Below are 25,582 nucleotides of genomic sequence, written 5' to 3' on the forward strand. Positions count from 1 at the left end.
TAGAGGCCGGGAGCACCGTTCGAAGTCGGGCCGAGCGGGCGGGGCAGCAGGGCAGGACAAGGAGGCAGGACAGGAGGGCGGGGCGCGCGAGCGGGATCAGGAGAGGCCGAACTCCTCGTCGATGAGCGAGAAGATGTCGTCGACGGTGGCGGATTCGAAGTCCGCTCGGGGTGCGGCCCCGGTGTCGAAGGCGCGGGCCTCCTTCCACTTCCCGAGCAGGGCTTCGAGACGCTCGGTGATCCCGGCCACCGCGTCGTCGTCCTGGGCGACCTCGCCGAGCGCGCCTTCCAGCCTGTCGAGTTCCTCGAAGGCGGCCGCCCCGGCGGACGTTCCCGCGCCCCCGGAGGCCCCGGCGGTGCCGGCCTCCCCGGCGAGCCGGGCCCGCAGCAGGGTCGCGAGCTCGGCCGGCGTCGGGTGGTCGAACACGGTGGTGGTCGGCAGTCGCAGCCCGGTCGCCGCGTTCAGCCGGTTCCGCAGCTCCGTGGCGGCCAGGGAGTCGAAGCCGAGCTCCCGGAAGGCCCGCCGGGCGTCGACCGCGCCGGCGAGACCGTGCCCGAGCACCACGGCCGTCTCGTCGAGCACCAGGTCCAGGACCAGACGCTCGCGCTCCGGCGCGCGGAGTCCGGCGAGCCGTTGCGCCAGCGCCGTCCCCCCGGCGGACGATCCGGCGGCGGCCGTCCGGCGGTCGGTGACCCGGACCAGCCCGCGCAGCAGCGGCGGCACTGCGGCCAGGCCGGCTCCGGAGGCGGCGTGTGCCCGCAGGGAGGTGGCGTCCAGGCGCATCGGCACCGCCACCGGCTCACCGGTGCGGTGGGCGGCGTCGAAGAGCGCCAGGCCGTCCTCGGTCGAGAGCGCGCCCATGCCGACCCGCCGCATCCTGGTCAGGTCGGCGCCTTCGAGGTGGCCCGTCATGGCGCTGCGTTCGGCCCAGAGCCCCCAGGCCAGCGAGAGGGCCGGCAGGCCGCGGGAGCGCCGGTGGCGGGCCAGCCCGTCCAGGAACGCGTTGGCCGCCGCGTAGTTGCCCTGGCCGGCGGCGCCCACCAGGGCGGTGGCGGAGGAGAAGAGGGCGAACACCGCGAGGTCCAGGTGCTCGGTCAGCCGGTGCAGGTGCCAGGCGGCGTCCACCTTGGGCGCCAGGACGCGGTCCAGCCGCTCCCGGTCCAGCGAGGGGACGACTCCGTCGTCCAGCACGCCCGCCGTGTGGACGACCGCCGTCAGCGGGTGCGCGGCCGGTACCCGGGCCAGCAGGCGGGCCACGGCCTCGGCGTCCGTGACGTCGCACGCGGCGGTCGTCACGGTGGCGCCGAGGGCGGTCAGCTCGGCGGCGAGTGCGGCCGCGCCCTCGGCGTCCGCGCCCCGGCGCGAGGCCAGCAGCAGGTGCCGCACCCCGTGCCGGGTCACCAGGTGCCGGGCGGTCAGTGCGCCCAGCGTCCCCGAGGCGCCGGTGACCAGCGCGGTGCCGTCCGGGTCCGGCGCCTGGGGAACGGTCAGGACGATCTTCCCGACGTGCCGGGCCTGGCGCAGGTGGCGGAACGCCTCCGGGGCCCGGCGGACGTCCCAGACGGTCAGCGGTGTCCGGTGCAGCACCCCGGCCTCGAACAGCGCCAGGACCTCGCGGAGCATCTCGCCGATCCGCCCGGGGTCGACCTCCATCAGGTCGAAGATCCGGTAGTCGACGCCGGGGTGACGGGCGGCCACCTCGGCCGGGTCCCGGTGGTCGGTCTTCCCCATCTCCAGGAACCGCCCGCCCCCGGGCAGCAGCCGCAGGGAGGCGTCCACGAACTCCCCCGCCAGCGAGTTGAGCACGACCGAGACCCCGCGGCCCCCGGTCGCCGCCAGGATCCGCTCCTCGAAGCTGAGGTCACGGGAGGAGGCGATGTGCGCCTCGTCCAGCCCCGACGACCGCAGGGTGTCCCACTTCCCCGGGCCGGCCGTGCCGAAGACCTCGGCCCCCCAGTGCCGGGCCAGTTGGACCGCGGCCATGCCCACCCCGCCCGCCGCCGAGTGGACGAGGACCGCCTCGCCGGGCAGCAGACCCGCCAAGTCCCGCAGGCCGTGGTAGGCGGTCAGGAAGACCACGGGGACGGCGGCCGCCTCGGCGAAGGACCAGCCGTCCGGTACCGGCACGACGGCCCGGTGGTCGGCCACCGCGACCGGACCGAACGCGCCGGAGAACAGGCCCATCACCCGGTCGCCGACGGCGAGGCCGGCCACCCCGGGGCCGACCTCGGTGACCACGCCGGCGCCCTCGATGCCCAGCCCGTCGAGCCTCGGGACCAGGCCCAGCGCGACCACGACGTCACGGAAGTTGAGGCCGGCGGCACGGACCGCGATCCGTACCCGGCCCTCGGCCAAGGGGCCGGAGGCGGTGTCGTCCGGGCTCGGCAGCAGCGCCAGGTTCTCCAGGGTGCCCTTGCCCGCGATGTCCAGCCGCCAGGCGGGCGCCCCGGTGGGCGGCGCCAGCGCCGGCACCGCCCTGGCGAGCCGGGGAACGCTCAGGGTGCCTGCCCGGACGGCGAGTTGGGGCTCGCCGGAGTGGACCGCCGCGGCGACCACGGCCGGTGACGCCGCCTCCTCGTCGAGGTCCAGCAGGACGAAGCGGCCGGGGTTCTCCGCCTGCGCCGCCCGCACCAGCCCCCACACCGGGTCCTGCACCGGCACGGCCGCTCCCTCACCGGGGCGGACGGCCACGGCCCCCCGGGTCACGACCACCAGGCGGGAGGAGGCGAACCGGTCGTCGGCCAGCCAGCTCTGCAGCGCGTCGAGGACGCGACCGGTCAGGGCGCGGACCGCCGCCCCGGGGTCGCCGGGCACGGTCTGCTCCGCGCAGGGCAGGAGGACCACCTCGGGCACGGGGCCGCTCGTCCGCGTCGACGCCTCCGCCAGGGCGCGCAGATCGGCGAAGGTCCCGCCGCCGAGGCCGCCGAGGCCGTGGGCGCCCGCGCCCTCGGCCGCCACCACGGCCCAGCGGCCGGGCCCCTGCGGGGAGCCGGGCGCAGCGGCCGCCGGCGCACCGACGGCGATCCAGTCGACCTGGAAGAGCGCATCGCCCTGGGCCCGGCCGACGTCGTCCAGTTGCTCCCGGGTGACCGGCCGCAGCACCAGCGACTCGATCCCGGCGACCGGCCGCCCGGTGGTGTCGGCGACGGTCAGCGCCACCTTGCCGGCCCCCAGCGGGGTGACCGCGACCCGCAGCGCGGTCGCGCCGACGGCGTGCAGCGCCAGGCCCTCCCAGGCGAAGGGCAACTGCGGCAGGCCGTCCGCCGGTCCCCCGGCAGGCCCGGCCAGACCGATGACGTGCAGCGCGGCGTCCAGGAGCGCCGGGTGCACGGCGAAGCGTCCGGCCTCGCCGGCAAGCTCCTCGGGCAGGGCGACCTCGGCGAACACCTCGTCGCCGCGCCGCCAGGCGGCCCTGACCCCCCGGAAGGCCGGGCCGTAGGGCAGGCCGCTCTCGGCCAGGCCCGCGTACAGCCCGTCGATCCGGACGGGTGCGGCCCCCGGCGGGGGCCAGGCCGCCGGGCCGGCGTCGCGTTCCGGGCCCGCTCCGGCCGGGCCCGCCACGCCGGTGGCGTGCCTGGTCCACGGCTGCTCGGCCGGTGCGCCCGCCGGGTGGGAGTGCAGGCTCACCGGACGCCGGCCGGCCTCGTCGGGCGCGCCGACGACCACCTGGAGCGACACCGCACCTTCGTCGGGCAGGACGAGCGGGGCATGCAGCGTGAGCTCCTCCACCCGGCCGCACCCGGCCCGGTCGGCGGCCTGGAAGGCCAGCTCCAGCAGCGCGGTGCCGGGGACCACGGTGGTCCCGAGGACGGTGTGGTCCGCCAGCCACGGGTGCGCGGCCAGGGAGAGCCGGCCGGTGACCAGGACGCCGTCCGAGTCGGGCAGCGCGAGCGTCGCGCCCAGGAAGGGGTGGTCGACCGGGAGCAGCCCCAGGGTGCTCGCGTCACCCGTCGTGGCCTGGGCCGGCTCCCACCAGTAGGACTGCCGCTGGAACGCGTACGTCGGCAGGTCCGCCGGGGTGGCGCCGGTGCCGGCGAACGCGGCCGTCCAGTCCACCGGGCCGCCCCGGACGAAGGCTTCGGCGGCCGAGGCGAGGAAGCGGTCCAGGCCGCCCTCACCACGACGCAGCGTCCCCACCACGACGGCCTGGTGGCCGAGTTCCTCCACGCTCTCCTCGATGCCCGGGCCGAGCACCGGGTGCGGGCTCACCTCGACGAAGACCCGGTAACCCTGCTCGGACAACCGGCGCACCGCCCGGTCGAAGCGCACCGTCTCCCGCAGGTTGCGGTACCAGTACTCGCCGTCCAGCCCCTCGGTCTCCAGGAAGTCCCCGGTCAGCGTCGAACAGAACGCCACCCCCGACGCCCGCGCCGCGCCCGACCCCAGGACGTCGAGCAACTCCTCCCGGACCGACTCGACCTGCGCGGAATGCGAGGCGTAGTCCACCGGAATCCGCCGAGCCCGCACCCCCCGCGCCTCACAGTCCGCCAGCAGTCCCTCCAACGCCGACGGATCCCCCGACACCACCACCGAGTTCGGCCCGTTCACCGCCGCCACCGACAACCGGCCATCCCCGGCAGCCACCAACTCCTCAGCCTCAGCAGGGCTCAGCGCCAACGACACCATCCCACCCAACCCCGCCAGCCCCCGCGCGATCACCCCACTACGCAACGCCACGATCCGCGCCGCATCCTCCAGCGACAACGCCCCGGACACACAGGCCGCCGCGATCTCCCCCTGCGAATGCCCCACCACCGCCGCCGGCTCCACACCGAACGAACGCCAGACGGCCGCCAGCGACACCATCACCGCGAACGACACCGGCTGCACCACATCCACCCGCTCCAACGACGCGGCCCCGGACACACCCCGCACCACATCCAGCAGGTCCCACTCGACGAACGGCCGCAACGCCTCCGCACACTCCACCAACCGCGCCGCGAACACCGGCGAGGAATCCAGCAGTTCGGCACCCATCCCCACCCACTGAGCCCCCTGACCCGGGAACACGAACACCACCCGGCCGGCCGGCTCCGACGCGTCGCCCACGATCACCTGCGGGACGGACCGGCCCTCGGCCAGCGCCGCCAGTCCGGATCGGAACCCCTCCCGGTCGCCGCGATCGGCCAGGACCACGGCGCGGTGTTCGAGGAGCGATCGGCTGACCGCCGTCGCGAGGCCGGTGTCCACCGGCCGCTCGCCGCCCCGGCCGTCCAGGTGCGACAACAGACGCCGGGCCTGCGCGGCCAGCGCCTCCGGGGAGCGTCCCGAGAGCAGCCACGGGACCGCCCCGGCGGGACTACGCCGCGACCCGTCCGGCTCCCCGCCGGGTTCCTCCGCCGGAGCCTGCTCCAGGACCACATGCGCGTTGGTCCCGCTGATCCCGAAGGAGGAGACGGCGGCCCGACGCGGCCGCTCCCCCGGGAGCCAGTCCCGAGCCTCCGTCAACAACTCGACCGCCCCCGAGGACCAGTCGACGTGCAGAGACGGCTCATCCACGTGGAGCGTCCTGGGCAGGACGCCGGCCCGCATCGCCGACACCATCTTGATCACGCCCGCCAGGCCGGCGGCCGCCTGGGTGTGCCCGATGTTCGACTTCACCGAGCCCAGCCGGAGCGGCTCCCCCTCGGGCCGGCCCTGGCCGTACGTCGCCAGCAGTGCCTCGGCCTCGATCGGGTCGCCGAGGCGGGTGCCCGTCCCGTGCGCCTCCACCACGTCCACGTCCCGCGCCGACAGCCCGGCGTTCGCCAACGCCTGGCGGATCACCCGCTGCTGCGACGGCCCGTTCGGCGCCGTCAGACCGTTCGACGCACCGTCCTGGTTCACCGCGCTGCCACGCACCACCGCCAGCACCCGGTGCCCGAGGCGCCGGGCGTCCGAGAGCCGCTCCACCAGCAGCACGCCGACGCCCTCGCTCCAGCCCGTGCCGTCCGCGGCGGCCGCGAACGGCTTGCACCGCCCGTCCGGGGCCAGGCCCTGCTGCCGGCTGAACTCGACGAACATGCCCGGGGTCGACATCACCGTCACCCCGCCCGCCAACGCCAGGTCGCACTCGCCCGACCGCAACGACTGGACCGCGAGGTGCAGCGCCACCAACGACGACGAACACGCCGTGTCCACCGTCACCGCCGGCCCCTCCAGGCCCAACGCGTAGGCGACCCGCCCCGAGATCACGCTGGGGGTGCCGCCGGTCAGCAGGTAGCCGCCCAGCTCGTCCGAACCCTCGTGCAGCCGGGGGCCGTAGTCCTGGGAGGTCGCGCCCACGAAGACTCCCGTCCGGCTCCCCCGCAGCGAAGCCGGATCGATCCCCGCCCGCTCGACCGCCTCCCACGACGTCTCCAACAGCAACCGCTGCTGCGGATCCATCGCCAACGCCTCACGCGGCGAGATCCCGAAGAACCCCGCGTCGAACTCCGCGACACCCTCCAGGAACCCGCCCGCCCGGACGTAGCTCGACCCCGGCCGCCCGGCCTCCGGGTCGAACAGCCCCTCCAGGTCCCACCCGCGGTCGGTCGGCAGCGGCGCGATCGCGTCTCCGCCCTCCAGCACCAGCCGCCACAGGTCCTCCGGGGACCGCACGCCCCCCGCGAACCGGCAGCCCATGCCCACCACGGCCACCGGCTCGGTCGACGCGGCCTCCACCGCACGCAGCCGTTCCCTGGTCCGGTACAGGTCGGTCGTCACCCACCTGAGGTACTCGACCAGCTTCTCCTCGTTCGCCACTGCTCTTCACTCCGTGTCGATGCGGCCGTGCGGAAGGTTCGGCCGTGCGGAAGGTTCGGACGTCGTGCGTCGGGGCGTGTCAGGAGTTGCGGAACTCCTGGTCGATGAAGGCGAAGAGCTCGTCGACCGTCGCCGTCCGCAACCTGCTCGGCACCGGGTCGTCGCCGTCGGCTCGCGGCGGGCCGGCCGCCAGGGAGCGCTCCAGCCGGTCCAGCTCCGCCAGGGCCCCGGAGTCCGTCGCGCGGTCCGCCGGGAGGAGCAGGACGCGCAGCCGCTCGGCCAGCACGAGGGGCGTCGGATGGTCGAACAGCAGGCCGGTCGGCAGGCGCAGCCCGGTGGCCGCGCCGAGCCGGTCGCGCAGTTCCACCGCGGTGAGCGAGTCGAAGCCCAGCTCCTTGAAGGAGAGCCCGGGGTCGACCGGGCCCGCGTCGCCGTGGCCGAGCACGACGGCCGCCTCGCTGCGCACCAGGTCGAGCAGCAGGCTCGCCCGGTCACCGGCGGGGGTGCCCTCCAGCCGGAGCCGGGGCCCCGCCGGGTCGGTGACGTCGGTGACGTCGTCCACCGGCTGCGCGGGGCCGGACCCGCCGGACGCGGTCGGGCGGGCCACGCCACCCAGCCAGTGGCGCCGGCGCTGGAACGCGTAGCCGGGCAGCTCGACCCGCCGGGCACCGTGCCCGGCGAACACCGCCTCCCAGTCCACCCCGACGCCGTGGACGTGCAGCCGGGCGAGCGCGGTGACCAGGGCCTCGGGCTCGGGCCGGTCCTTGCGCAGCGTGGGGACGAGGACGGGCCCGGCGCCCGGGCCGGCCGCCGGCCGGTCGGGCTCGGTGAGGCAGTCCCGGCCCATCGTGCTGAGCGTGCCGTCCGGCCCCAGTTCCAGGTACGCGGTGACGCCTTGGCGCTCCAGCCGGCGCATGCCGTCGAGGAACCGCACCGGTCGGCGCACGTGCCGCACCCAGTACTCGGCCGAGCCGAGCTCCTCGGCCGTGGCGGGGCCGCCGGTGACGGTGGAGACGATCGGGAGGGTCGGCGGCCGGAGGTCGAGGGCCGCCACGACACTGCGGAAGTCGTCCAGCACGGCGTCCATGTGCGGGGAGTGAAACGCGTGGCTGACCCGCAGCCGCCTCGTCCGGCGGCCGGCGGTCCGCCAGTGCGCGGCGATCCGCTCGACCTCGTCCTCGTCCCCGGCGACGACGGTCGACTCCGGGCCGTTGACGGCGGCGAGGCCGACCCGGTGCTCCCGGCCGGCCAGCAGCGGGAGCAGTTCCTGCTCGGTGGCCTGGAGCGCCGCCATCGCACCGCCCGGCGGGAGCGCCTGCATGAGCCGGCCGCGGGCCGCCACCAGCGTGCAGGCGTCCGCGAGGGAGAACACCCCGGCGACGTGGGCGGCGGCCAGTTCGCCGACGGAGTGGCCGAGCAGGACGTCCGGCCGGACACCCCGGCTCTCCAGCAGGCGGAACAGCGCGACCTCGACGGCGAACAGCGCGGGCTGCGCCGTGCCGGTGCGGTCCAGCGACTCGGCCGCGGCCGAGCCGGGTGCCGCGAAGAGCACGTCCCGGAGCGGCCCGTCCGGCGCCTGGCCCGCCGCGGCCGCGGCTGCGTCGACGTGCTCGCAGACCGCGTCCAACGCCTCGGCGAACACCGGATGTTCGTCGTACAGCGCACGCCCGGCACCGGGGCGCTGGCTGCCCTGGCCGGCGAACAGGAAGGCGAGCCGGCCGCTCCCGTACGCCCGCCCCGCCAGGACGTCCGCCGAGCTCTCGCCCCGCGCCAGTGCCGCCAGGCCGCGCCGCAACTGCGCGTCGCCCTGGCCGACGACCGCGGCGCGCTGCTCGAAGGCCGAGCGCGTCACGGCCAGCGAGAGGCCGACGTCCGCCGCGCGGAGTCCGGGCTGCTCGTCCAGCCGCGCCAGCAGCGCGGCCGCCTGGGCCCGCAGGGCCGGCACCGAACGGCCGGACAGCAGCCACGGGACCGCCCGCGCCGGCCCGTCGTCCGATCGCCCGTCCTCCGGCTGCCCGCCCGCCGGCGGCGGCCCGGCGGAGAGCACGACATGGCAGTTGGTCCCGCCCATGCCGAACGCGCTCACGCCGGCCAGCGGCGGCCGGTCCGGACTCGGCCACGGCCCCAGCTCCCGGTGCACGCGCAGATTGAGCGAATCCAGCGGAATCAGCGGGTTGGGGCTGTCGAAATTGAGGCTGGGCGGCAGTTCCCGGTGCCGCAGGCTCAGTGCGACCTTGAGCAGCCCGACGATTCCGGCGGCGCCTTCGAGGTGCCCCACATTGGTTTTCGCCGAGCCCACCAGCAGCGGCTGCCGGGAATCCCGCAGCCGGCCGAGCGCGGCGCCGAGGGCCGCGGCCTCCACCGGATCGCCGACCTTCGTGCCCGTACCGTGGAGCTCCACGTAATGGACGTCCGCCGGATCCACCCCGGCGCGGTGGTAGGCGCGCCGGACGACTTCTTCCTGCGCGAACCGGCTGGGCGCGGTGAGGCCCTCGCCGCCGCCGTCGTTGTTCACCGCGCCGCCGAGGACCAGGCAGTGGATCGGATCCCCGTCGGCGACGGCGTCCGACAGGCGTTTCAGGACGACCACCGCGCCGCCCTCGCCCCGGACGTAGCCGTCCGCCCGGGCGTCGAAGGTGAAACAGCGGCCGCTCGGCGAGAGGCCGCCGAACCGGGTCACGGCGATGCTGCTCTGCGGGGCGAGGTTGAGGTTCACTCCCCCGGCGAGTGCGAGGTCGGTCTCCCCGTGGCGCAGGCTCTCGCAGGCCTGGTGGACGGCGACCAGGGAGGACGACTGGCCGGTGTCGACGACCATGCTGGGCCCGCGCAGGCCGAGGGTGTAGGAGACCCGGTTGGCGATCATGCTGCGGTGCAGGCCGGTCACCGCGTACTGGGTCAGGGCCCGCGGACCGCGCTGGTGCTGCAGGGTCGCGTAGTCGTCCCAGATCGCGCCGAAGAAGACTCCGGCCTCCCTGCCGCCGAGCGTCGCCGGGACGATCCCGGCGTGCTCCAGCGCCTCCCAGGCGAGCTCCAGCATCAACCGCTGCTGCGGGTCCGTCGCCGCCGCCTCGCGCGGTGAAAGGCCGAAGAAGCCGGCGTCGAAACGGTCGACCTGGTCGAGGAATCCGCCCCACCGGGGAATCGACCCGGCGGATTCGGACGCCGGTCCGTCTTCCGTCGGCAATTCGCTCCAGCGGCCTTCCGGAACCTCCGTGACGGAGGTTTCACCGCTCCGGAGAAGTCGCCACAGTTCATCGGGAGTCGAAGCTCCGGGTAAACGACACGACAGACCGACAACGGCTACCGCATCACTGTGAGTCGAATTCATGGAAGGTTCGTGAGATACGTGTGCTTCCCGTGATGCCACGGAGCAACCCAACCAGCAACGACAGAACGCGTCAAGAGTCGCCCTGTACACGACACCCAGGCTCTGGACAGGAGGTCAGAGACCTTCACGGATCGGTCAACTGGCCTCGCCTGCAAGGGATCCGGACCAGAACGGCACTCCACCGCGGCGACTGCCCGGACGGCCAGGGCCGACCTGCCCGGACGGACGCGACCCAATGGCCCGGCGGGCAAATTGCCGGCTGCGGCGAATAGCCCTGGCGGCACGAACTACCCCGGCGTCCATCGTCCACGGACGACAGAATCACCCGTCCGGCCCCCGCTCCGCGCAGAGCGCCGCACGAGCCGGAACAGCGCGGCCGAGGTCGGGGCCCACCGGGGCCCCGGCCACCCGTCGGCGAGGAGATCCCCGGTGGTTAGGCTGGTGACAGCCGAGGAGACCGGCACCTGCCCTGCGGAACGTGACGCCGGCGGCACCTGCTGCCCCACCGCGAGGCAAGCATCGAGGAGCAGTCGTGACCGAACAGAGCGGCCCGCAGCGGAGCATCGCCGACATGATCCGCCGTCCCATGCTCACCGGCCTGCAGGACGCCGAACTGATCGGCCCCCTGGGCACCACGCGCATCAACGAGTGGGTCGACTGGATCGCGGCGGTCGTCGCGGGTCAGATCGTCCTGCCGATCGTCCATGAACGCGACGCCTTCGCCGACCGCGTGGACACCCTCTCGGACGTCGGCAAGCGCAACAAGCAGCTGTACCGGGACGCGGCCCAGGAGGCGCAGCAGCTGCGGTCCCGCATCGCCGAGCTGGAGGCCGAGGTGGCGCAGCTGCGCTCCCCCGCCGACCCGGTCGCCGGCCCGACCACCGGCACCCCGAGCGCCGGGAATCCGACCGCCGGCACCCCGACCGCCGAGCCGGCGGACCCCGACTCCGGCTCCGGCCCCCGCTCCGGCCCCGACGAGGCGGGCGGGCCGGTGCTCTCGCTCCGGGACCGCCTGCGCAGCAAGTACCCCGCGACCGCCGAGGCCCTGGACCGCCGGGACGCCGCGGCGGCCGAGGACACCGGCCGGACCACGGAAGGCTGACCGCCCGGCGGGCCGCCGGAGGCGCCGCCCCGGGACGCCCGGGGACGGCGGGAGCGTCGGCCCGCTCCCGAGCTGCGTACACGCATGAGCCCGGCGGCGCCCCGGGAGCCGGCCGTCGGCCGGCGCTCCGCACGTCGGTCGGCCCCCTGGCCGGCGGCGCCGACCGCAGATCGGGCGCTTCAAACCCGATCTTCGAGAACATTCACCCTATCGAGTAGATCGACCGCTCCTGAGCGCCTCGGGCCGCACCGCCCCGCCTACCGTTGACCAGCGAACGGCAAGGGGGGCACCGCCTGCGGGATCCCCTTTGTGTTGCGCCGGATGACGACCCGTCATGACGCGCGGTCCTGCTCGGAGGGAGTCCCATCCATGCCCACGCACACCGGCCCGGAGACCACCGCGGAGACCTCGGCGGTACGGTCATGAGCCGTACCGCCCTGGAGCGGATCCTCGGCGGCCCCAGCGGTCTGGGGACGGCCGGGCTGCACCCGGGCCGCCGTACCGCCGCACCGCAGACCGGCGATCCCGTCCCCGGCCTCTACCACCACCCGGTGCCGGAGCCCGACCCGGAGCGCGTCGCGGAGATCGGCAACCGGATCAAGACCTGGGCGGTGGACGAGGTCCAGCTGTATCCGCCCGAGTGGGAGGACCAGTTCGACGGCTTCTCGATCGGCCGCTACATGGTGGCCTGCCACCCCGACGCCCCCGACACCGACCACCTGATGGTCGCCGCACGGCTGATGGTCGCCGAGAACGTGGTCGACGACTGCTACTGCGAGGACCACGGCGGCTCGCCCGTCGGCCTCGGCGGGCGCCTCCTGCTGGCCCACACCGCGCTCGACCCCGTGCACACCACCGCGGAGTACCAGCCGGCCTGGGCGGAGTCCCTGCACGAGGACGCCCCCCGACGCGCCTACCGCTCCGCCATGGACTACTTCAACCGCGCGGCGAGCCCCTCCCAGGCCGACCGGTTCCGGCACGACATGGCCCGCCTGCACCTGGGCTACCTCGCCGAGGCCGCCTGGGCGCAGACCGACCACGTCCCCGCGGTGTGGGAGTACCTGGCGATGCGCCAGTTCAACAACTTCCGCCCCTGCCCGACCATCACGGACACCATCGGCGGTTACGAACTGCCCGCCGACCTCCACACGTTGCCCGCCCTGCAACGCGTCATCGCGCTCGGCTCCAACGCCACCACGATCGTCAACGACCTGTACTCCTACACCAAGGAGCTCGCCAGCCCCGGCCGGCACCTGAACCTTCCGGTGGTGCTCGCCGAACAGGAGGGCGGCACCGACCGCGACGGCTATCTGAAGGCGGTCGACGTCCACAACGACCTCATGCACGCCTTCGAGGCCGAGGCGGCCGCCCTGGCCGCCGCCTGCCCGGCCCCGGCCCTGCTGCGCTTCCTGCGCGGCGTGGCCGTCTGGGTCGACGGCAACCACTACTGGCACCGGACCAACACCTACCGCTACAGCCTGCCCGACTTCTGGTAACCAAGGAGCTGACCGATGACCACAACCGATATCCCCACCACGACATCTGCCGCCATTCCCGGCCCGGCGACGCCCTACCAGGGCGACATCGCCCGCTACTGGGACCACGAGGCCCGGCCGGTCAACCTGCGCCTCGGTGACGTCGACGGCCTCTACCACCACCACTACGGCATCGGTGACGTCGACCACGCCTCGCTGGGGGACCCGACCGACAGCGAGCGCGAGAAGAAGGTGATCGCCGAACTGCACCGGCTGGAGTCCGCACAGGCCGAGGTGCTGCTGGACAACCTGGGCACGATCCCGCGCGACGGCACCCTCGTGGACGCCGGCTGCGGCCGCGGCGGCTCCATGGTCATGGCCCACCAGCGGTTCGGCTGCAAGGTCGAGGGCGTCACCCTGTCGGCCAAGCAGGCCGAGTTCGGCAACCGGCGCGCACGGGAGCTCGGCATCGACGGCTCGGTCCGCTCCCGGGTCTGCAACATGCTCGACATGCCCTTCGAGACCGGCCAGGTGGCGGGCTCGTGGAACAACGAGTCCAGCATGTACGTGGACCTGCACGACCTCTTCGCCGAGCACTCCCGCATGCTCGCGGTCGGCGGCCGCTACGTCACCATCACGGGCTGCTGGAACCCCGCCTACGGGCAGCCGTCGAAGTGGGTGTCCCAGATCAACGCGCACTTCGAGTGCAACATCCACTCCCGCCGGGAGTACCTGCGCGCCATGGCGGACAACCGCCTCGTGCCGCAGGCCGTCATCGACCTGACCCCGGCGACCCTGCCCTACTGGGAGCTGCGTGCCACCTCCTCCCTCGTCACGGGCATCGAGGAGGCGTTCATCAACTCCTACAAGGACGGCTCCTTCCAGTACGTGCTCATCGCGGCCGACCGGGTCTGACCGGCCCTCCCTCCGGCAGACCCGGGCGCGACCGTGCGGCCCCGGCCGCGCCGTCCCCGGGCCTGCCGGCCGAGTTCTCCGAGTCGGTCCCCCGACCCGCCGGGCGGGCCGTATCGTCGCGGTATGCCCGAACTGATCAAGCCCACCGCCCGCCTGCACTCCGCCTGGACCGAGGCGCACCGGGAATGGGGTCCCGGCGTCCACGAGGACGGCTTCGGACTGCTGCCGTCCGACGAGGTCGGCTCCGCGGCCGGGTTCGCGACCTGGGTGGCCCGCCTGACCGACGCGGCGGATCCGGCGGAGGCCGGCCGGACGTTCTGCCTGTACCGGTGGATCGTCGAGGGCGACCGGGTGCTCGGCGGGATCGCCCTGCGGCACGGGCTCGACGAGTTCGTGCTGCAGTTCGGCCACATCGGCTACGGCATCCGGCCCTCCGCACGCCGACGCGGACTGGCCGGCTGGGCGCTGGGCCGGATGCTCGACGAGGCGCGGGAGCTCGGGCTGGACCGCCTGCTGGTCATCTGCGCCGTCGACAACCTCGCCTCGGCGAGGACGATCGCGCGTCACGGCGGTGTCCTCGACGACATCCGCGACACCGAGTTCGGCCCCGTACGGCGGTTCTGGATCGAGGTCTGACGCCCGCCGGCGGGGCCGCGACGTACCCGGCCCCGCCGCTCAGAACGCGGAGTGGGCGACCCAGTGCGCCAGCAGTTCCTCGTCCCCGTCCATCTCGAAGCGGTCGGCGGCCCGGTCCAGCCGACCGTAGAGGAACAGCAGCAGGTCCGCGGCACTGCCCCGCACCGTCGCGTCGGCCGATGCGTCGGCGCTCGCGTCCGCGCCCTGCGGGTCGAGCCCGAAGCCGTCGGGCCGCAGCCGCACCAGCCAGTCGCCGTCCCCGTCGGTGCGGGTGAACCGGATGCTCCGGTCCGCACCCCGCAGGAGGGCCGTGTCGGGCGCGAAGAGGGCGGCGAAGGGCAGGTTGACCAGGAACTCCGACACCCCGTCGGCCGCCAGCACCGGATCGATCTCGGGGTGCAGACCCAGCGCGAGCTCCGCGTCCACGCGGTGCACCAGGGTCTCGAAGAGCATCCGGCGGACCCAGAACCGGGCGTGCTGGTCGGCGCCCCAGGCCCACATCGGCGCGTCGAGGTCGGCCTCGGCGAACGCGGCACCGGCCTGCGCCGCGGACTCGGCCAGCCAGTCGGGATAGCCCCCCGGCCGCTCCGGCAGCCGCAGGTCGACGTCGCGACTGCGCGGCGGCTCCTGGATCCGCTGCCGCAGCAGGACGGTGAACCAGCGCTGCGCACTGCCGGCGTGACGCACCAGGTCGGTCAACGTCCAGCCGGGGCAGGTGGGTACCGCGGTCGTCGGGTCGGCGGCTCGGACAACGGCGACGAAACGGGCGGTCTCCGCCGCGACGCCGGCGGAGTGATCGAGGATGGTGGTCATGGCGGCCATTCTCCCGGATGCCGGCACCGCGCCCGCGACCGGCCCTAGGGTCGCCCGGGTCGGCCCGGGCCCGACCGTCGAACGGACGGGGCTGCCATAGTGAACGGGTGCGCGTCGACCTCCTTGGACCCCTGGTACTGGACCTCGGCGCCGGCCCGGTGGCCGCCGGCGGGCCCCGCGTGCGGGCCCTGCTGGCCCGGCTGGCGCTGGACGCCGGGCGCGCCGTCAGGCCCGAGACCCTGACCGGGGCGCTGTGGGCCGGGGAGCCACCGGCCGACCCGGCGAACGCCCTGCAGTCGCTGGTGTCCCGGTTGCGGCGGGTCCTGGGCGACCCGGCGCTGCTCACCTCCGGACCGGCCGGGTACCGGCTGGCCGTCGAGGCGGACGCGGTGGACTGCGTCCGGTTCGATCGACTGGCCCGCTCCGGCCGGCACCTGCTCGCACAGGACCGCTCCGCCGAGGCTGCCGCCACCCTCCGGGAAGCGCTGGGCCTCTGGCGCGGCCGCGCCCTGGCCGACGTACGGGAGGCGCCGTTCGCCGACGCCGAGGGCGAGCGGCTCGACCGGGCCCGGCTGGCCGCCCTGGAGGACCGGATCGAGGCCGAGCTCACGCTGGGGGCCGACCCCGACCTGGTCGCCGAGCTCGAATCGCTGACGGTGGACCACCCCCTCCGTGAGCGGCTGCACGCCCAGCTGATCCGCGCGCTGGCCGCCGGCGGCCGGGGCGCCGAGGCGCTGGCCGGCTACCAGCGGCTGCGGGACCGACTGGCCGAGACCTTCGGCAGCGACCCCGGGCCCCTGCTCCAGGCGGCTCACCTGGCCGTGCTGCGCGGCGACCTCCCCCGGCCCCACCGGCCGGACGGACGGCCGGACCACCGATCGCGGCCGCCCGGCAACCTGGACGCTCCACTGACCAGCTTCGTGGGCCGCCAGGACGACGTCCACCGGGTGGTCGAGCTGCTCGGCCGGGCCCGCCTGGTCACCCTGGTCGGCCCGGGCGGAGCCGGCAAGACCCGACTCGCGAGCACCAGCGGCCGCCGGCTCACACCGTCCGGCGGGGTGTGGTTCGTCGCCCTGGCCCCGGTCGACGCGGACGGCGTGCCCGGCGCGGTGCTCGACGCCCTGCGGACGCGGACGGCCGGCCCGCCGAGGCGCAGCCCCGTCCCGCCGGTCCCCGCGGGCACCGGCACCGGCCTCGCCCCGGAGGTGCTGGACAGCCTGGTCGAGGAGCTGGCGGACGACGACCTGGTCCTGGTGCTGGACAACTGCGAGCACGTGGTAGCGGCCGCCGCGACGCTTGCCGAGACCCTGCTCGGCCGGTGCCCCCGGCTGCGGGTCCTGGCCACCAGCCGGGAACCGCTGCGGATCGACGGCGAGAACCTGCACCCGGTCCTCCCCCTGGAGCTGCCCGAACCGGGCTCGACGGCTCGGCGGGCGCGCGCCTGCGCGGCGGTCCGGCTGTTCCACGACCGCGCCACCGCGGTGTGCCCCGGTTTCGCCCCGGACGGCGACTCGCTGACGGCGGTGATCGAGATCTGCCGGCGCCTGGACGGCCTGCCGCTGGCGATCGAACTCGCCGCGGCGCAGTTGCGCACGCTGCCGATCGAGGCGGTCACGGCCCGGCTGGACGACAGGTTCCGGCTGCTCACCGCGGGCAGCCGCACCGCGCTGCCCCGGCACCGGACCCTGCGGGCCGTGGTGGCCTGGAGCTGGGAGCTGCTGACCGCCGACGAACGGACCCTCCTGGAGCGGCTGGCGGTGGTGCCCGGCAGCTTCACGGAGGACGCGGCGCGGGCGGTCGGCGGGCTCGACCGGCGGGCCGGCACCGTCCAGGGCGGCGACCCCCGGCCCGGCGAGGTCGGGCCCGGCGACGTCCGGGAGCTGCTGGCGGCGCTGGTCGACAAGTCGCTGCTGCATCCGGTCTGGGCCGCCGATGCGGGCGAGGTGCGTTACCGGCTGCTGGAGACGATCCGGGAGTACGGCCTGGAGCAGCTGGACCGGCGCGCCGGGAGCGACGCCGCCCGCCGACGGCACCTCGGGTTCCTCCTCGACCTGGCCGAACGCGCGGAACCCCGGCTGCGCACCCGCGACCAACTGCGCTGGCTGGCCCGGCTGTCGGCCGAACGGGACAACCTGCTGGCCGCGATCCGCCGGTCGATCGAGAGCGGGGACGCCGACACGGCCGTCCGGTTCGGTGCCGCGCTGAGCTGGTACTGGTCCATGCGGGGCAACCCCCCGGAATCGCTGGACCTGCTCGGCCGGGTCCTGACGGTGCCCGGGCCGGCCGATCCGCCGGCCCGCGCGCTGGTCCTGGTGGCCCACGCGCTCGGTACCGGAGAGGTCGGCCGGCCGCAGGAGGTGGCGGCCGCCTTCGGCCGGATCGAGCGGGCGCTGGAGGGCATCGACCCCGCCGTCCACCCCCTGCTGGAGCTGGCCGGGTTGGCCACCGCGATCACCGCACCGGCGGCCCCGGCGACGGTCGGTCCCTCCGACGAACCGGGCACCTCCGACGACGGACGGCGGGAGCCGTGGAGCCGCGCGTTCGGGCTGGCGGTCCGGGGCCGGCTGGCCCTGCACGCCGGGGATCCCGCCCGGGCCACCGAGCTGCTCACCCGCGCGCTGGCCGGCTTCGAGGAGCTCGGGGAGCGGTGGGGCCTGGCGACCACGCTGAGCGTCCTCGGATCGCTCCGGCGGCGGTCCGGCGATCCGTCCGCCGCACTGGCCATGAACGAGCGGGCCACCCGGTACTTCCGGGAACTCGGCATGCGGGAGTACACGGTCGAGAACGACGTGGAGGCCGCGCTGATCCGCGCGCAGGCGGGGGACGTGGCGGGCGGACGGCGGCGGTTGGAGGACCTGCTCGACCAGGTGGCGCCGACCGGGTCGGCCGAGTTGTGGGCACAGGTGCGCCTGGGCCTGGCCCGGCTGGAGTCACAGGACCGGCGGCCGGGAGCGGCCCGTGAGCACGCCCGGGCCGGCCTGGACGACTCGCCCTCCGACCAGGAGCCCCCGTCACACCTGACCGCCCTGCTGCTGGCGGAGCTCGCCCGGGTGGACACGGCCGAGGGACTCCCCGACGACGCGGTGCGCCGGCTCGACCACCCGGCGGTGCACCTGGTACTGGCCTGGGAGACGCCGGTCGCGGCCGGGCTCGCCGTCGTGGTGGCCGGGGCCGAGCTGGCGCGGGGCAGGCCGGGCAGCGCCGCACGGCTGCTCGGTGCCGCCACCGCACTGCGCGGCGCGGACGGCCTCGACGACGCCGACGTGCGCGGCATCGCCCGGCGGGCGGCCGACGCCCTGGGAGCCGCCGGGTTCGCGGCGGCCCACGCCAAGGGCGCGGCGATGCCGCGGACCGGGGCCAGGGACCTCGTGACCGCGACCATCGCCGCGCCGGAAGCCACACCGGAAGCGCTCCCGGAAGCGGTCCCGGCGGCAGCACCCGCCCCCGGGCCTCGCCCGGTCCGCCCCGGTCAGCCCGCCTGAGCCGTGGCCACGACGGTCGGCACCGGCCCGGCGGTCGGCACCGGCCTGCCGAACATGGTGCAGATCGCGGCGGTCTGCAGCGCCCGGTCGGCCTCGGCGAGCTGCGGATCGGCCTCGAACTCGTACCGGAACTCCGTCGGGACGAGCACCGTGGCGGTACGGCCGCCGGTGCCATCGGTGTAGTTGGCGCTGGAGTACCCGGTGATTCCCCCTTCATGGGCCCAGATGGTGCCGCACGGGGTGGTCACCGTCTCGACGCCCAGCCCGTAGCCGGGCCCGTCCACCGGGTTCGCCGGGTCCATCGGGACGGTGGTGCGCAGTTGGGCGAGCTGGGCCGCGGGCAGCAGCCGACCGGACATCAGCGCCCGGTAGAACCGGGACCAGTCCGCTGCGGTGGACACCACCGCTCCGGCGCTGCCGCCCCAGCTCGGATCGTTGGCCGAGACGTCCACCTGACCGTCGTGGCGCACCCCGGCGACCGTCCTGAACTCGGCGGGCACGCCCGGCGGCATGTGCGCGGCGTCCGGCTCGTAGCCCCGGGCGTGCCGGCCGCGCCAGCCGCCGTCCGTGGCGAGATAGGTGTGCCGCAGGCCCAGTGGCCGGGCGATCCGGTCCCGGAGCAGGTCGGCCGGGGTGCTGCCGGTGACCTGTTCGAGGACGGCGCCGACCGCCGCGTAGTTCGTGTTGCTGTAGGACCACTTGGTACCCGGCGGGAACAGCGGTTCGTGCTTCGCTCCCACCGCGAGCAGCGCCGTGGAGGTCCACCGCTGCCGGTCCGTGCCGAGGATCGCGGGCAGGAGCGCGCTGTCCTCGGTGTAGTCGAACAGGCCGCTGGTGTGATTCAGCAGCATCCGCACCGTGATCGCCCCGCCGTTCGGGACCCTGCCCGGCAACCACCGCTCCACCGGGTCGTCCAGACCGAGCCGGCCCTCGGCGACCAGCTGGAGGACGAGGGTGGCCATCATGGTCTTGGTGTTGGAACCCATCCGGAACTCGTCGCCCGCGTCGAGCCGGTGGTCCCGCGCGGCCCAGGCGGCCTGCTCGGCGATCTCGATCGGCCGGCCACGGCCGTCGTCCACCCGTACGATCACCCCCGGTGCCCCGGCCGCCACCAGCCTGCGCGCCAGCTCGGTCAGCTGCGCCTCGACCCCGTCCCGGACCACTGCGGGCGCCGCGCCCGGGGTGGCCCCGGCCGCCGGGGCGGGGCGGGCGACCGCGGGCGTCGCCAGCCCCACGGCCAGCCCCGACGCCGTCACCACGGCCGACACCAGCCGCAACCGGCGTGACCACCTCGCACGCTCCGACGAGAACACACAACGGGACATGGGGCGTTCCTCTTCTCTGCTCGGGGGCCGACCCGACCGGCCCCGACGGGTTCAGCCTCCGCCCCGCCGCTGGCAACCCGCGCACAACGCGCTGTCAGACCCCTGGCCACCGCGGCCACCGGGGAGCTGTGGCCCCCGCCCGACAGGTGGTTGACTACACCGCATGGACCTCGCCCCGACGTTCTCCCCGTCCCCGGACGTGCCACCGGTGCGCCCCGGCCGACCTGCCGGTCGGGGCGCACCCGCGCGACGGGACGGGCAGGCATGAGCGTCGCCGACATACCGTCGGAGTCCGCTCCCGCCGCTCCGAGGCCCGGGCTCGCGCCCCCGTTCGATCCCGAACTCGCCGCCGCGCTGGCGGCCCTGGGCGGCGGGGCCGGGGGGCCGATCACCCCGGAGAACCTGGCGGCCCGGCAGGAGCGGGATGTCGCGTCCCGGCCCCGGCCGACACTCCGGGAGCTGCGGGCCGACGGCCGCTTCGAGGTGGCCGAGCTGCGGGTGCCGCGAGCGCCGGACGGGCCGGACGTCACGCTGGTGAGCGCACGACCCGCCGGGATCCCCCGGCCGCTGCCGCTGCTGTACTACCTGCACGGCGGCGGAATGATCATGGGCAACGCGTGGTCCGTCGTTCCGCAGCTGCTGCGCGAGTGGGCTCTCCCGCTGGAGCTGGCCGTCATCTCCGTCGAGTACCGGCTGGCTCCGCGGACGCGCCACCCCGGACCGCTGGAGGACTGCTACGCCGGCTTCGTCTGGGCGGCCGAGCACGCCGCCGAGCTGGGCATCGACGCGGACCGCATCGTGCTCGGCGGCAAGAGCGCCGGCGGCGGACTCGCCGCCGCTCTGGCCCTGCTCACCCGGGACCGGGGCGGCCCCGCCCCGATCGGGCAGCTGCTCCTGTGCCCGATGCTCGACGACCGCGGCACCAGCTTCTCCAGCCACCAGATGGCCGGCCTCGACACCTGGGACCGCACCTCCAACGCCACCGCGTGGCAGGCACTGCTGGGCGACCGGTACGGCGCCGCGGACCTCTCGCCCTACGCGGCGCCCGCCCGCGCCACCGACCTGTCCGGGCTGCCCCCGGCCTACCTCGACGTCGGGTCGGCCGAGACCTTCAGGGACGAGGACGTCGCCTACGCCCAGGCGCTCTGGCAGGCCGGCGGCCAGGCCGAACTGCACGTGTGGCCCGGTGCCTTCCACGGCTTCGACACCCTCGCGCCCCGGTCGGCGCTCGCCCGGGACGCCCGCGAGGCCCGTCTCCGCTGGCTCCGGCGCATCCTCGCCCGGTGATCCGACCGCCCGGCCGCCGTCCGGCCGCCGGGCAGCCACCGGGTGGCCACGGTCCGGTCACCGGGCGCAAGGACCATGGCAGCGGCGGCGGAAGGGGGACTCCCGGGCGGGCCCGGGGTGTGTCAGGATCCCGGGTGACCGTGTACATGCAGGCCGGTCCCCGGCGGGGGAGACCGGCGTCCATCACCCTCACCCACGTCGGGATCACCATGAGAAGACTTGCACTGCGCGTGCTGTCCGTGGCAACGACCCTGTCCGCCTGCGTCATGGCGTCGCCCGGGACCGCCCCGGCGGCGCCGGCCGCCCCCATCACAGCCGCCACCGCGCCGGCGGCCGCCCCGGTGGCACTCACCGGTGCACAGCTGGCGGCCTCCTGGACCGGACCGCTGAGCACCCGCGGCCGCTACGTCGTCGACGCGGCCGGCGACCGGTTCAAACTGCGGTCGGGCAACTGGGCCGGCGCCCAGGGCACTTGGCAGGGCAGCGGCGACACCGCGGATCCGGCGAACAACCAGGCCGGCCAGGTGTCGTACAACCTGCCGCTCGGTCTGGACCGGGCGGCGCTGCCCGAGATCATGGCCGGGTTCCACAGCCTGGGGCTGAACAGCATCCGCCTCCCCTTCGCGGACGCGATGCTCCGGGACACCACGGTCGTCCCGGACGTCGCCGTCGCCGCCAACCCTCAGCTGCGCGGCAGCACCCCCCTCCAGGTCTTCGACGCCGTGGTGGCGGCCCTCACCGCCGACGGGTTCGCCGTCGTCCTCAACAACCACACCACCTCCTACCGGTTCTGCTGCGGCCTGGACGGCAACGAGCGCTGGAACAGCGGCCAGTCCACCCAACAGTGGGAGGAGGACTGGCTGTTCATGGCGAACCGGTACCGGGCGAACAAGCGGGTCGTCGGCGCCGACCTGCGCAACGAAGTCCGCCGCGACACCTGGGACGACCCCAACTGGGGCATGGGTGACAGCCACGACGAGTACGCCGCCTTCGAGGAGGCGGGCAACCGGATCCTCCAGGCCTCGCCCGACCTGCTGATCATCATGGAGGGCATCAACTGGCAGGGCATCCCGCTGGCCGGCCTCTACCACGGCCGCCCGATGCTCAAGCCGGTCGCCACCCTCTCCAACACCCTGATCGACTCCGGCAAGCTGGTCTACGCCGCCCACTTCTACGGCTACACCGGCTCGGCCAACACCGGTGCGGGCAGCGGGCTCGGGTCCACCAGCGATCCGCGCTACCAGGACCTGACGCCCGAACAGCTGGCCGCGGTGGTCGACGAGGAGGCGCTGTTCGTCACCCGGTCCGGGCAGCACTTCACCGCTCCGGTCTGGATCAGCGAGTTCGGCGCGGGCGGACGCGGCTCGACCGACGCCAAGGAGCAGGCCTGGTTCGACCGCTTCACGGCGATCCTGGCCGCCCGGGACGCCGACTTCGCCATCTGGCCGCTGGTCGGCTGGCACAACGACGGTGCGCCGCAGGACTCCTGGGCCCTGCTGCACTACGACCGGGCCGGCCGCCGGCTCAGCATCGAGGACCAGGGAGACTGGCGGGCCCCGTACTGGAACCGGCTGATCGCGGCCCCCTCGTACACCGGCCAGGTGCCGCGGTCGCCGCGCTGGAACCTGCTCGACCTCGACCACACCGACCAGAACGTGTCCCGGCGGATGCTCGCCCTGCCCGACTGGAGCAGCGGCAACCGCAAGGGCAACTGCCCGGACGGCCAGCGCCTGATCGGCCTGGGCCGCAGCGACAGCCGCGGCCTGTGCACCGACGCCGGACAGCCCGCCACCGGTCCGGGCGGCTGGGTCACCGTCACCGACGAGCGCCAGGTCACCGACGGCGACTGGGCCCCGGGCTACAACAAGCTCCAGTGCCCGGCCGGCCACCTCGTGGTCGGCTACAGCGTCCGCGGCAACGCGATGGCGGCACTGCTGTGCGCTCCCGCGGCCGGCGCGCTGCCCGCGACGAACCGGGTCCTCTGGTTCGACCGGGGCGACAACCGCCCGCCGGCCTCCACCGGGGCCGACTCCGCGGCCAGTGACTGGGCACCGGGGTACTACAAGGGCCAGTGCGCCGCCGGCGAGTACCTCGCGGGTGTCGCGATGACCTGGCGCTGGACGCACGGCGGCGTGCCGGACGCGCTGCTCTGCCGCCCCCTGGCCTGACCCACCGCCGGTGGGCCGGGGATCGACCCGCGGGGCCCGCCCGGTCGTCGGAGACCTTCCTCCGACCGGACGGGCCCCTTCCCTCCGGGGCGGGCAGGCGCCCCGCTGTCGTCAGGCCAGTGCCGGGCCGGCCGTGGAGTTCAGCCAGGCCCAGCCGGACCAGGTGCTGAAACCGGTCTGCCAGCGGTGGAAGACGCCGGAGGCACTGCTGCCGAGCACCTCCAGCCGGCCGTCCTGGTTGGTGGTCGCCGCGATCCCGGTGCCGCCGGTGCCGAAGGTCTCCCAGGGCGACCAGCCGCCGTTCACGGCCGTCTGCCACAGATGGGCGGCCGTACCGGCGTTGATGGCGAACACCTCCATCCGGCCGTCGACCGAGCGCGCCGAGGAGAGCTCGGAATCGGCGGCTCCCCCGTTGGTCCCGGTCCACTCCGACCAACTGGTGGGGCCGGTCTGCCACCGGTGGAACACCCCGGCGCCGTTGGAGGCGAACACCTCCAGCCGGCCGTCCGAGTCGTGGTTGACCGTCAGGCCGTGCCCGCCGCCGCCGAAGGTGTCCCAGGCCGACCAGCCGCCGTTGGGCGCGGTCTGGTACAGGTGGCCGAAGGTGGTGTCCGACAGGGCGAACACCTCCAGCCGGCCGTCGGGGGCGCTCTCCATCTGCAGCCGCGCGTCGGCGGGGCCGCCGAGACCGGCCCAGGCGGCGAATGCTCCGTTGGGCGCGGTCTGCCAGGTGTGGAACACCCCGGCGGAGCCGGCGGCGAAGACCTCGATCCGGCCGTCGGCGTTGCCGCCGGCCGCGATGCGGGACCCGCCGGTGCCGAGTCCGGCCCACCCCGACCAGCCGGCGTTCGGCGCGGTCTGCCACATGTGGTCGAGCGTGGTGCCGTTGAGCGCGAACACCTCCAGCCGGCCGTCCTGGTTCGGCGCGATCGCCAGCTGGGCGTTGGCCGGACCGCCCTCGTTGACCCATTCCGACCAGCCGCCGTTGACCGCCGGCTGCCAGGTGTGCCAGACACCGTCCGGGCCCGCGGCGAAGGTCTCCAGCCGGCCGTCCGCATCGCGGCCGGACACCATCCGGCCGGACTGGTACGGGTGCGGCGTGACCGCGCCGTCCTCGATGACGTTGTGGTAGCGGCGGGCGCTGAAGGAGCCGTTGGGGTGCCCGTCCAGCGAGGCGTCGCCGATGTTGGCGCTGAGGTGGCGGACCGGCGTCGAGCCGAAGGAGTAGTAGGAGAAGTCGCCGTCACCGTCGAGCCACCGGTCGAAGATGAACACGTGCTCGCTGTAGTTGTTCAGGATGTCGCCGGGGCGCAGGTCGCCGCGGTCGATGGCGTAGGAGTAGGAGTCCGACAGCGACCCCGTCCAGGCGTTGGCGTCCAGGTGCCAGGCCATCGACACGTAGCCCGAGCAGTCACGGCGGTAGTCGAAGTCACCGCCGGGGCCGGGCGAGTAGCCGCCCTGGTCGTAGGGGCCCGGCTGGTGGTCGACCCAGTACTGGGCCCGGGCGATGATCTCGCCGCGGGTGATCGGGCCGCCGATGGTCGAGGCGGCGGAGGCGCTGCCCGCGGTCGCGAGACCGGTGCCCGCCAGGGCGAGGACGAGGGTGACGACCATCAGCAGGGCCCGGGCCGTGGCCCTGGACCCGTGTGACACGTGCCGCACGGGGTGGTCGAAGGGTGACATCTCGCTCTCCGCTGCTCCTCTCGAAGGGTTCACGCGCCGACCCAGGCGGTGCCACCGAAGGTGCCGTCGGCGTTCCAGCCGCTCCAGCCGCCGTTGGGGGTGCTCTGCCAGATGTGCGAGATGTTCGCGCCGCCGGGAGCGAGGGCGAACACCTCCATCCGGCCGTCCGCGTTGTGACTGACGTTCACGGTCGCGGCGGCTCCGCCGAAGGAGCCGTTCCAGCCGCCCCAGCCCGAGGACGGGGCGCTCTGCTCACGGATCGCGACACTGCCGCCGTCGGGCCCCAGGACGAAGACCGCCATCCGCCCGTCGGCCTCGTGACCCACCACCGGAGTACCACCCGTCGGACCACCGAACAGACCGCTGCCGTCACCGTTCCAGGCACTCCACCCACCGTTCGGCGCGGTCTGCCAGACGTGCGAGATCGAACTCCGGTCCGGCGCCACCGCGAACACCTCCATCCGGCCGTCGGCGTTCTGACCGACCGTCACACCGGAGGCCGCTCCGCCGAAGGAGCCGTTCCAGCCGCCCCAACCCGAGGACGGGGCACTCTGCTCACGGATCGCGACACTGCCGCCGTCGGGCCCCAGGACGAAGACCGCCATCCGCCCGTCGGCCTCGTGACCCACCACCGGAGTACCACCC

The 25,582-nt window shown here is 74.9% G+C and carries 10 protein-coding genes and 3 pseudogenes; 7 read left to right on the forward strand and 6 right to left on the reverse strand.

Annotated elements, in window-relative coordinates; all coding sequences use genetic code 11:
- Positions 1-96: 96 nt before the first annotated feature.
- Both ACFVYI_RS34250 and ACFVYI_RS34255 read right to left on the reverse strand, forming a co-directional pair.
- Positions 97-6,723, reverse strand: a pseudogene (locus ACFVYI_RS34250) (SDR family NAD(P)-dependent oxidoreductase); the annotation flags it as partial.
- A 79-nt stretch (positions 6,724-6,802) separates the two neighbouring features.
- On the reverse strand, positions 6,803-10,051 hold the full coding sequence (locus ACFVYI_RS34255) for a type I polyketide synthase (protein WP_387892797.1): 3,249 nt from the start codon (positions 10,049-10,051) through the stop codon (positions 6,803-6,805).
- A 532-nt stretch (positions 10,052-10,583) separates the two neighbouring features.
- Here ACFVYI_RS34255 and ACFVYI_RS34260 point away from each other — a divergent pair.
- The 4 genes and pseudogenes from ACFVYI_RS34260 to ACFVYI_RS34275 all read left to right on the forward strand — a co-directional run bounded on the left by ACFVYI_RS34260 (position 10,584) and on the right by ACFVYI_RS34275 (position 14,179).
- Positions 10,584-11,153 (forward strand): hypothetical protein, encoded by a 570-nt coding sequence (locus ACFVYI_RS34260; RefSeq protein WP_387892799.1) that lies wholly within the window; start codon positions 10,584-10,586, stop codon positions 11,151-11,153.
- A 431-nt stretch (positions 11,154-11,584) separates the two neighbouring features.
- A pseudogene (locus ACFVYI_RS34265) lies at positions 11,585-12,649 on the forward strand (family 2 encapsulin nanocompartment cargo protein terpene cyclase); the annotation flags it as partial.
- Between the two features lie 15 nt (positions 12,650-12,664).
- Positions 12,665-13,543 carry a geranyl diphosphate 2-C-methyltransferase gene (locus ACFVYI_RS34270; protein WP_387892800.1) on the forward strand — a complete coding sequence of 293 codons (879 nt, stop codon included), beginning with the start codon at positions 12,665-12,667 and terminating at the stop codon, positions 13,541-13,543.
- A 123-nt stretch (positions 13,544-13,666) separates the two neighbouring features.
- Complete coding sequence (locus ACFVYI_RS34275) at positions 13,667-14,179, forward strand: GNAT family N-acetyltransferase (RefSeq protein WP_387892801.1); 513 nt, start codon at positions 13,667-13,669, stop codon at positions 14,177-14,179.
- Positions 14,180-14,218: 39 nt separating this feature from the next.
- Here ACFVYI_RS34275 and ACFVYI_RS34280 read toward each other — a convergent pair whose 3' ends face one another.
- Positions 14,219-14,992, reverse strand: coding sequence for a maleylpyruvate isomerase family mycothiol-dependent enzyme (locus tag ACFVYI_RS34280; protein ID WP_387892803.1), 774 nt, complete (start codon positions 14,990-14,992; stop codon positions 14,219-14,221).
- Between the two features lie 107 nt (positions 14,993-15,099).
- Between ACFVYI_RS34280 and ACFVYI_RS34285 the strand changes: the two genes are divergently transcribed.
- Complete coding sequence (locus ACFVYI_RS34285; protein WP_387892804.1) at positions 15,100-18,474, forward strand: BTAD domain-containing putative transcriptional regulator; 3,375 nt, start codon at positions 15,100-15,102, stop codon at positions 18,472-18,474.
- Here the strand turns inward: ACFVYI_RS34285 and ACFVYI_RS34290 are convergent.
- Entirely contained in the window at positions 18,462-19,799 is a 1,338-nt protein-coding gene (locus ACFVYI_RS34290; RefSeq protein WP_387892805.1) for a serine hydrolase domain-containing protein, read from the reverse strand. The genes ACFVYI_RS34285 and ACFVYI_RS34290 overlap by 13 nt on opposite strands.
- 264 nt (positions 19,800-20,063) lie before the next feature.
- Here ACFVYI_RS34290 and ACFVYI_RS34295 point away from each other — a divergent pair, with 264 nt between their 5' ends.
- Together ACFVYI_RS34295 and ACFVYI_RS34300 are read left to right on the forward strand one after the other, a co-directional pair.
- Positions 20,064-21,086: an alpha/beta hydrolase gene (locus ACFVYI_RS34295; protein WP_387892806.1), complete on the forward strand. Its 1,023-nt coding sequence runs from the start codon at positions 20,064-20,066 to the stop codon at positions 21,084-21,086.
- A 209-nt stretch (positions 21,087-21,295) separates the two neighbouring features.
- A complete protein-coding gene (locus ACFVYI_RS34300; RefSeq protein ID WP_387892808.1) occupies positions 21,296-23,254 on the forward strand; it encodes a glycoside hydrolase family 5 protein in 1,959 nt (652 codons plus the stop codon).
- Between the two features lie 111 nt (positions 23,255-23,365).
- Here ACFVYI_RS34300 and ACFVYI_RS34305 read toward each other — a convergent pair whose 3' ends face one another.
- Positions 23,366-24,937 (reverse strand): hypothetical protein, encoded by a 1,572-nt coding sequence (locus ACFVYI_RS34305; protein ID WP_387892810.1) that lies wholly within the window; start codon positions 24,935-24,937, stop codon positions 23,366-23,368.
- Positions 24,938-24,966: 29 nt separating this feature from the next.
- Positions 24,967-25,582 (reverse strand): annotated as a pseudogene (locus ACFVYI_RS34310) (glycosyl hydrolase family 32); the annotation flags it as partial.

The organism is Kitasatospora sp. NPDC058218, from assembly GCF_042882445.1.
In the GTDB taxonomy this organism is placed as follows: domain Bacteria; phylum Actinomycetota; class Actinomycetes; order Streptomycetales; family Streptomycetaceae; genus Kitasatospora.